Genomic DNA, 5,784 nt, shown 5'->3' with positions numbered 1-5,784 from the left:
CTGCTCATCAGTAATTATGAGCTGCATGAGGATATTGTGTTGGAAAATCCGGATATGGATCCTTCCAGGAGGACCATCTTTTTCAAGTTCCAGCATATTTTTCCCCGATCCGGAAAGGGAGCAACGTCCGATACACCCGCGGTGCTGATCGGCACCAGCCGGGTCCATACCGATGCCGCCATCGCCGTGCACAGCAATACGGAAGTGATCAATATTGAAGTAGATGCGGATTATTTGAACGGGCTGCTCCATCTCTCAGGAGCAAATACCGTTTTGCAAAGCCTGCTGGATAGCAGGCAGCCCTTGCTCTTTGAGCAGGTCATTCATCCGGCCTTACAGCCGATCGTTGATGCGCTCGTTGAACAAACCATCGAAGATCAATTCAAACTGTTTTTCCTTCGGATCAAATCCGAAGAACTGATTTGCCATTTGCTGATGGCGCTGGAAGCGCGGGATAGTCCACACTTGTATCCTTTGAACAGCGCAGATATTGCAGCCATCTACCGTCTCCGGGACCAGCTGGCGACCCGCCTGTCTGATCCCCCGGTCATTAATGCGCTCGCAGCCGAAGCAAACATGAGCCCATCGAAACTGAAACGTCTTTTCAAACAGATCTTCGGCGACAGCATCTACACCTATTACCAGGCATTGAGAATGAAAGAAGCCGCACGGCTGCTGCGTGAAGAAAAATTGTCAGTAAATGAAACGGGCTACCGGCTGGGCTTTACCAACCTCAGCCATTTTGCACGTGTTTTTGAAGCGCATCTGGGTACCAAGCCGAAGAAGTATTCTGGTGGTTGAGTGCTGGTTTAAACCAACCTTCAACATTGACCTAATCGAGGAAATCAGGAAGTTGCATGACGACAAATGGAGATTTGTATAGCAGATATGGAAGAAGCAGAATGAGACAATTAGGCGTTGAAACGATTGACTGAGGTGACGTAATGGTTAAGTGTGCTGCTACTTGCAACCTGAATCGTGATTCTTTTTTGCTTTAATTTGTTATCTTAGTCATACAAGATTTATTAAAAAGACTAAAAAATTGATCATGATTGCGACTAAACCAAATATTCATAGACTCACTCAGGGGTTGAGAAAGGTCGTATCTGCAACGGCAACAGTAAGAGTCGTAAAGGATCAGAGGGATCTGGTTTCATCTATCACCCTAGCAATTATTAAATTGCAAGAGGATCTCACTAAGAAGACGGCCAATGCGAAAACCGTCAGTACCTACCTTGCAGAACTCACTTGGGTTGACAGTTCGGATGAGAAAGTAAAAGAGACTATCGTCGAATTAATCGAATCCTCTCAGATTTGGTATAATTTGGAGTTAGAATACATTGAAACGGTTCAACCTGTAATTAACAATGGAATTGCCGCAACGGAATTCGTCTTATACAAAGAAGCAATTGAAGAACTAGGTGAAGCGATTTCTGATCTTAGATCAGCAGTAATTACATTACCTGAGTCCAATGAATTCAATGATGCCATGAACGAGCTTTCAAATCTTCTATGAGAATATTCTGCACCGCTGAGTTTGAGAAAATATTCAAAAAGCTTAGTAAGAAGAATGCTTATAGCGATTTGGAAAAAGAAATTGTCGATTATTTCTTCGCAGAAGAAATAGATTTCTCAAGTGGTAGACGTTTGGGAGGGCATGCGGGTAATACGTACATTAAAAAGCGTTTGGGGGGATCTGGCGGATACCGCGCCTATTTTTACATTATCGTAAAGGATGAGAGCCTGTATTTAATGTTTCTCCATCCAAAAACGGGCCCGGAAGGATCACCAAATATCACGGACGAAGCTAAAACACAACTTCTTAAAGACCTAATTTCGGATATTAAGTTGGGGAAATTGCTTTCGATTACGAAGCATGATAGTAAGAAGAAATTGATTTTTAAGATAGTAAAATAATAGACATCCTTACCAAACCGACCAACTCAGCCATTTATCATTATCCCTAGCTTACTCCAAATTCTTTATTTAAAAATCTCCTGCAAGGTAGTAGCCAAATATTGCTTGCAATTTATCCAGTCATGTCCGCCGGGAACGATATACGATTTGACATTGATTTTCTTTTCTTCAAACATAGCAATGTTCTTTTTCACACTTTCGTATAAAAAATCACCTGTACCAACACTGATCGTGAATAGCTTTAACTGATTGTTTATTTTGCTGGCATCAGGAGCATAATTCGCAAAGTTTTTTTGAAATTCTTCCGTAGCGGTGTAAGGCGCATAAGAACAGATGTATGCAAACTTGTCGGTATTGGTTAACCCGATGTTAAGCGTTTGTCCTCCTCCAACTGAAAATCCTGCGACGGCTCTATGTTTGCTGTCTGTCAAAACCGGGTAGTTCGATTCAACAAAAGGGATAATGTCATTGATGACATCTTTGGTAAAATCGGGCATCGGAGCCGGCCTTACATTGCCATAAGGCATTACAATGATCATCGGAATTGCTTTCCCTTGTGCAATCAGGTTATCCGCAATCAGATTGGCGCGTCCCACTTTGGTCCATGTTTCTTCCGTATCCGATCCTCCGTGTATAAGGTATAGTACAGGGTATTTTTCTTTTCCGTTAGCATTAAATCCGGGAGGTGTATAGACCAACAACTGGCGGGTTGTTCCCAATGTTTTTGATCGATAATAACGATAACTGATTTTTCCATGCGGAACATTTTGCAGCGAATGAACCAGCGGCGTTTTGCCGGGAATCTCCACGATACTGCGCTTAAAGCGTTCATTCGCAAAAATATACATGTTATTCGGATCGGCGATCTGCACACTATCGACTAAAAAAGTATAGGGATAGATATCCGGCTTGACCGGACCAATCGTCACGCTCCAGATACCCGACGTATCTTTGGTCATGGCCTGTGGCGCAGCCAACAACTCTCCGCTCACCATCACCTTTTTAGCAGTTTTTGAATAGTATCGGAACGTTACTTTATTATCGGCATGTACTTGTGGCGAACCGATAGCAGGTGGCCGTTGAGCAAAAGAATTAATCGACCCGAGGAATATCAGGAATATGATGGAAATGACGTATTTCATCGCTGAGTGATTGTTCATTTAAAAAGCAGTTGAGCGGTTTCCGTCAAATAAGTCCTGACGTTTGGCCAGTTGTGGCCTCCTCCTGTGACCAGGCTTTTATAATTGATCTTTTTTGCGGTGAGATAGTTCAGGAATGTCGCAACGTCATTGTACATGAAATCTTCGTTTCCGACACTTACCCACAGCAATTTCAATTGTTTGTTGGTGGCCTCCGCATTGGAAGTAATGGCTGAATAGGTGCCGTCCAGTTCACTCGTAGGCAGGTTGGCAGCGTAGGCACAGATCCAGGCAAATTGATCCATGTTCCAGAACGAAGTCCGTAAGGTTTGCCCGCCGCCACGGGAAAAACCACCGATGGCACGACTGTCCCTGTTCGCAATGGTACGATAGGTTTTGTCCAGAAAAGGAATCACATTTTTTGTAAGGTCATCCGAAAACCGGCGCATTCTGACAAGTCCGTCGGGGCTGTCCCTCACCGGGTCTGGGGGTGTAGGATCCCCTTTCTCATGCGCCACGCGTGCTTCGATATTGCCATAAGGCATGACCACAATCATGGGCTTCGCTTTGCCTTCTGCAATCAGGTTATCGAGTATAAAGTTGGTACGACCAGCCTTGAAAAAAGTCTCCTCCGTATCTGTTGTGCCACTTATCAAATAGAAAACGGGGTATTTTTTAGAGGGATCTTGATCATATCCAGGCGGAGTGTAGACTACGACTGTACCCGTTGTGCCTTCCACAGAAGGGTAATATTCGTAGTTCACAGAACCATGCGGCACGTTGCGAATTGAATGTATCATCGGCGTAAAGCCCGGAACTTCAAACAAACTTGATTTGAAACGTTCATTTGGAAAAAAATCCTCATTGGCCGGATCCATGACGCTTACACCATCTACCACAAAATTGTAAGAATAAACGTCCGGTCTTACTGGGCCAACGGTAACACTCCATATTCCGATGCTATCTTTTGTCATCGGAACATTTGAAGCCCCAAACAGTCCTCCTGCAAGCTTTACCTCTCTTGCTGTGGGAGCCAGGTAACGAAACGTCACTTTTTTATCGGCTAATACCTGAGGCGATACCACGATAGGACCTTTGGGAGGCTGGGCCTTTCCCGTAAAGAAAAGGCAAAGCATTATAGAGGTAAAAACAATTCGGGTTACAGTCGTAAGGTGCATTTCAGAGTTGATTTTGGGTTTCAGTTTGAGTTGCATTCAGGACAATTACGGCATATTCTTCTTTTCAAATGTCCAGTTATCGTTTTTGGAGAGACCCGGAGGATTTCCCATGAACGTTTTGCCTGCATTCACATCACCTTTCAACTGCCAGTTATACCAGTCCGTGGCCACTTTGGCGAATTCACCGCCGTAAGGCTGGCTATAAGTGCCGCCATGACCGACATTCATATTGGCAACAAATACTGGCACATGGTTGATCTGAGCATAGTCATCCATTCCATTTCCATAGGCGATATCTTTTTCTCCACCAAGCAGATAGAGCGTCGGTGTATGGATTTTTTTGAGATTTTCTTTCGTCAAATTGGGCATATTGCTGATGCCGTTTCCAGGAGTTTTGAAAATGCCACTATTGCATACCACAACTGTACTTACGCGCGGGTCTGAGGAAACTTCAAGTGTTTGCAAACCGCCGCAGGACATCCCACTCACAGCAATTTTACTGACATCAATTTTCTGGTAGTACGGACTTTTTTGATCCGCATTTTGCGCAATGGCCCAATCTATGGCATCCACTAATTGCGTGGATTTCGAACGGTCTTTGGTTTGTTCGCCCGATTCCTTGGGCATTACACCAATCGCGATGACCAAAAAGCCATGAGAAGCTACTTCACTTAAAAAATTGACATGCTCAAAGGGCGAATTGAAGCAGGCCCCGTTGCCCCAGGCAATGACCGGAAGCTTCTGTTTTTTGCCAAACGGACTCAGATCTTTGGGCGTAAACACCGTGTGGGTCGGTAATGAAGCCTGGGTTGTCATCACTGCGCTATACTTTCCCGTTCCACCATCTTCTACAACGCGTGAAGCAACCGGCTGCGCCATTAATGTATGCACCGACAAAAAAGCACTGAATGCAATTTTCAAAAAAGTAGTTTTCCGCATCTCCTGATATCTGATAGTTGGTCTGATAAGATAGCTGAGAAAGCGATTTTGAATTGTTAACTACTATGCCTGTGCTTCTTTTAGTATAGTTGATAAAAAGGTCACCAACTCTCAATGATAATCAACGCTGCGTCAGTTAATGTAAAGCTGTATATAACAGGCGCATCTATTATCTTTATCCCCGTACAATACAATCTCTTTTAAATGAAAAACATAGTTCTACTGTTGCTTCTATTCTTCATATCAACCTCATGTAAAAAAAATCGTGAACCAGATTTGGCAGGAAAATTTGTAGGTGAATATGATGGCTCAAAAAAGGACAGCACTGTAAATAGAACGGAGACCTGGAAAATCACCAGGCAAGATTTGAATCACGTAAATGTCGTTTTCTTTTTTACGAATACTTATCCGGATGGAAGCGTTATACGGTCGAAGGAAGATATTAACATTTCTAACGTTACCGTTTCTGACAATAATGTTCTGAATTTTAATAACTCTTTTTTTGCCGATCAGTTGGAGTACAAGATCACTGGCAAGGCAATACTTACAAATAACACCTTGGATTATGACCTCACCATAAAAGTGAATACAATACTTCAAAATTGACTAAT

Annotated in this window: 7 protein-coding genes; 4 read left to right on the top strand and 3 right to left on the bottom strand. The window is 43.4% G+C overall.

Annotation, left to right across the window (positions count from 1 at the left end; translation table 11 throughout):
- The 3 genes from ACTIE6_RS15955 to ACTIE6_RS15945 form a co-directional block, all read left to right on the top strand.
- On the top strand, window positions 1–801 hold an 801-nt coding region (locus tag ACTIE6_RS15955), incomplete at its 5' end, for a helix-turn-helix transcriptional regulator (protein WP_439557585.1).
- A 247-nt stretch (window positions 802–1,048) separates the two neighbouring features.
- Complete coding sequence (locus ACTIE6_RS15950; protein ID WP_439557584.1) at window positions 1,049–1,516, top strand: hypothetical protein; 468 nt, start codon at window positions 1,049–1,051, stop codon at window positions 1,514–1,516.
- The gene (locus ACTIE6_RS15945; protein ID WP_439557583.1) at window positions 1,513–1,917 is read left to right on the top strand and encodes a hypothetical protein; all 405 of its coding nucleotides are present in this window, start codon (window positions 1,513–1,515) and stop codon (window positions 1,915–1,917) included. Before ACTIE6_RS15950 ends, ACTIE6_RS15945 begins: the two co-directional genes overlap by 4 nt.
- Window positions 1,918–1,982: 65 nt before the next feature.
- Here the strand turns inward: ACTIE6_RS15945 and ACTIE6_RS15940 are convergent, their stop codons facing one another.
- Genes ACTIE6_RS15940 through ACTIE6_RS15930 form a run of 3 tightly spaced genes read right to left on the bottom strand, consistent with a single transcriptional unit; the run spans window position 1,983 to window position 5,173 of the window.
- On the bottom strand, window positions 1,983–3,059 hold the full coding sequence (locus ACTIE6_RS15940) for an esterase (RefSeq protein WP_439557586.1): 1,077 nt from the start codon (window positions 3,057–3,059) through the stop codon (window positions 1,983–1,985).
- A gap of 14 nt (window positions 3,060–3,073) precedes the next feature.
- The gene (locus ACTIE6_RS15935; protein ID WP_439557582.1) at window positions 3,074–4,270 is read right to left on the bottom strand and encodes an alpha/beta hydrolase-fold protein; all 1,197 of its coding nucleotides are present in this window, start codon (window positions 4,268–4,270) and stop codon (window positions 3,074–3,076) included.
- A gap of 9 nt (window positions 4,271–4,279) precedes the next feature.
- The gene (locus ACTIE6_RS15930; RefSeq protein WP_439557581.1) at window positions 4,280–5,173 is read right to left on the bottom strand and encodes an alpha/beta hydrolase family protein; all 894 of its coding nucleotides are present in this window, start codon (window positions 5,171–5,173) and stop codon (window positions 4,280–4,282) included.
- Window positions 5,174–5,377: 204 nt separating this feature from the next.
- On the opposite strand from ACTIE6_RS15930, the gene ACTIE6_RS15925 reads away from it, so the two are divergent.
- Complete coding sequence (locus ACTIE6_RS15925) at window positions 5,378–5,779, top strand: hypothetical protein (protein ID WP_439557580.1); 402 nt, start codon at window positions 5,378–5,380, stop codon at window positions 5,777–5,779.
- Window positions 5,780–5,784: the final 5 nt, after the last annotated feature.

It is taken from the genome of Dyadobacter sp. (assembly GCF_051859145.1).
GTDB lineage: Bacteria > Bacteroidota > Bacteroidia > Cytophagales > Spirosomataceae > Dyadobacter.
This window is presented reverse-complemented; position numbering and strand designations above follow the sequence as displayed.

What these genes read in the sequence shown, in the direction of transcription:
- ACTIE6_RS15950 (WP_439557584.1), top strand. Translation starts at nt 1,049, where the DNA reads ATGATTGCGACTAAACCAAATATTCATAGACTCACTCAGGGGTTGAGA.
- ACTIE6_RS15945 (WP_439557583.1), top strand. Translation starts at nt 1,513, where the DNA reads ATGAGAATATTCTGCACCGCTGAGTTTGAGAAAATATTCAAAAAGCTT.
- ACTIE6_RS15940 (WP_439557586.1), bottom strand. Translation starts at nt 3,059, where the DNA reads ATGAAATACGTCATTTCCATCATATTCCTGATATTCCTCGGGTCGATT.
- ACTIE6_RS15935 (WP_439557582.1), bottom strand. Translation starts at nt 4,270, where the DNA reads ATGCAACTCAAACTGAAACCCAAAATCAACTCTGAAATGCACCTTACG.
- ACTIE6_RS15930 (WP_439557581.1), bottom strand. Translation starts at nt 5,173, where the DNA reads ATGCGGAAAACTACTTTTTTGAAAATTGCATTCAGTGCTTTTTTGTCG.
- ACTIE6_RS15925 (WP_439557580.1), top strand. Translation starts at nt 5,378, where the DNA reads ATGAAAAACATAGTTCTACTGTTGCTTCTATTCTTCATATCAACCTCA.